This window comes from Thermogladius sp., assembly GCF_049970955.1.
Taxonomy (GTDB): Archaea; Thermoproteota; Thermoprotei_A; order Sulfolobales; family Desulfurococcaceae; genus Thermogladius.
In genome coordinates this window covers 1-1,780 of sequence record NZ_JBMFLY010000116.1, presented here as the reverse complement: position 1 = coordinate 1,780, position 1,780 = coordinate 1, and the positions used below count along the sequence as shown (strand labels likewise).

Annotated in this window: 4 protein-coding genes; all 4 read left to right on the top strand. The window is 58.1% G+C overall.

Translation table 11 applies throughout. The features are described 5' to 3' along the window. The first annotated feature begins 75 nt into the window (after window positions 1–75). The 4 genes from ACP5VX_RS07195 to ACP5VX_RS07180 are packed head-to-tail and all read left to right on the top strand — an operon-like array spanning window position 76 to window position 1,777. Window positions 76–417 (top strand): hypothetical protein, encoded by a 342-nt coding sequence (locus tag ACP5VX_RS07195; protein WP_428725199.1) that lies wholly within the window; start codon window positions 76–78, stop codon window positions 415–417. Next, window positions 414–644 carry a hypothetical protein gene (locus ACP5VX_RS07190; protein ID WP_428725198.1) on the top strand — a complete coding sequence of 77 codons (231 nt, stop codon included), beginning with the start codon at window positions 414–416 and terminating at the stop codon, window positions 642–644. Before ACP5VX_RS07195 ends, ACP5VX_RS07190 begins: the two co-directional genes overlap by 4 nt. Continuing rightward, a complete protein-coding gene (locus ACP5VX_RS07185; protein ID WP_428725197.1) occupies window positions 617–1,369 on the top strand; it encodes an NTP transferase domain-containing protein in 753 nt (250 codons plus the stop codon). Before ACP5VX_RS07190 ends, ACP5VX_RS07185 begins: the two co-directional genes overlap by 28 nt. Before the next feature lie 45 nt (window positions 1,370–1,414). Continuing rightward, the gene (locus ACP5VX_RS07180) at window positions 1,415–1,777 is read left to right on the top strand and encodes a hypothetical protein (protein ID WP_428725196.1); all 363 of its coding nucleotides are present in this window, start codon (window positions 1,415–1,417) and stop codon (window positions 1,775–1,777) included. Window positions 1,778–1,780 lie beyond the last annotated feature (3 nt).

Below are 1,780 nucleotides of genomic sequence, written 5' to 3'. Positions count from 1 at the left end.
TGTGACAGTCCTGTAGTCTTTTCACCCGTTATTAATAAATATTTCTCTTTCAGTAGTATACTCGCGGTGAAAAACATGAGCTTACAAGATTACGGCTGGCTTGAGTTTGAGTTCGCGCGCCCGAAGTTCTACGACCCCGAGGCGCGCCTTGTAGACGTCTTGACGGAGCAGAAGGGCTTGTCGTTCGTGCTCAGGCCTAAGAAGCTCCTCCCCGGGGTTAGGGACAAGTGGATGCGTATGATGAGCTACCAGCACGAGTACAGGCGACTATACGAGAAGCTCAAGCTTTTAATGCAGCAGAAAACGCCCGTCAGGGATCGCCTGGGGAGGGAGTGGTACGTCGAGAAGATAGTCGAGGAGAGACGGGAGATAGTCTTCACCCGTCGCCCACGGGACTTGGAGGTGACCGTGAAGTGATGCCGGAGACGTACAGGGCTAGGATACGCAAGCACGTGTCGCGTAGCCCATACGGCGACAAGGAGTACTACAGCTACTACGTCAACATACCCTCTCGCGTCTACCGCGAGGTGCTCAAGGAGGCCGAGATCGTGAGGCTCCTGGTCTACCAGGACAGGATTGTCCTGGAGCCAATACTTGTAGAGGGGGGTGTAAAGACATGGCGAGGTCGAGACCAGACTCGCTAGACGGAGTAGACTTCGTAGTGATGGCCGGCGGGCCCTCCACCCGCTACGGACGCGTACAGAAGCTACTCACGGCTATCTACGACGCCCCGCTGGTCGCGTGGCACGTCTTGATGGTCGACGAGCTAGTCCCGTACCGGCTCGTAGTCTCCCTGGGGCTTGAAGCCGACGCTGTCAGGGAGGCGGTCGAGCCGGCCACGAGCCGTAAACGCGACATTGTATGGCACGTCGACGAGGAGGCGAGGGGCACCGCGGTCTCGCTACGCGACATGTACAGGCGCGGGGTCTTGAAGGGCGACCCGGTTGTGGTCACGTACGCGGACACGATCCTCCAGACGCCCCAGTTGATCCTAGACCTGGTCATCTTCTACAGGACTGTCGGGCTCGAGCTAGCCATGCTCATAGACCCCTACCGCGTCTACGGCTACAGGTACGAGCAGAAGGGAGGCAAGCTAGTGCCGATAGAGGCGCAAGTCCCGGCCGGCGTATACGTGTTTGGACGCACAGCCCTGGAGAAGATTTCCGGGTTTATTGACGAGCAAGAGGGGGGCGTGGACACGGTGATGGACATCGAGGACGCCGTTGCACGCGTCTACAAGGGCTGGATCCCGGCGTACCACGCGCCGGTGGACAGCGTGGCGAGCCTCGAGACGCCCGCCGACATACCACGCGTCAAGAGGCTGTTAAGGTTTAGTAGCTTCGCGGGCCCCATTGTCTCCCAGCAGTAAGAGTTTAAATAAGGCTTCTCCCTGTATTCTTTTCAGGTATAGGTTATGAGGGTATGGGAGATTCTAATGGGGCTCGTGTCCATAAGCCTAGCCATCCCCGTAGCCCTGATACTCAACCCCTTCCCAAACATCAACACCGACCTCGGAATACCCAAGATCACGCCTCCAACCAGGTTCTACAACTACACAGGCCCGCTTGCAAGCATCGTGAACATGCTCGGAGACTTCGCGTGGGGCGTCGCGGCCTTCATGAACATGACCGCGATAGTCCTTACACTACCCCCAGCGATCGCCACGAGGATGGGAGCCCCGTCATGGCTGGTCGCGATAATCTCCGTGATAGTCGGCTACGCCTTCGTGCGAGCCATGATCTACATGGTCGCCGGCAGGAACATCGACTACGCCTAGACC

Coding starts and splice junctions, on each gene's coding strand:
- ACP5VX_RS07195 (WP_428725199.1), top strand. CDS start 76: ATGAGCTTACAAGATTACGGCTGGCTTGAGTTTGAGTTCGCGCGCCCG.
- ACP5VX_RS07180 (WP_428725196.1), top strand. CDS start 1,415: ATGAGGGTATGGGAGATTCTAATGGGGCTCGTGTCCATAAGCCTAGCC.
- ACP5VX_RS07185 (WP_428725197.1), top strand. CDS start 617: ATGGCGAGGTCGAGACCAGACTCGCTAGACGGAGTAGACTTCGTAGTG.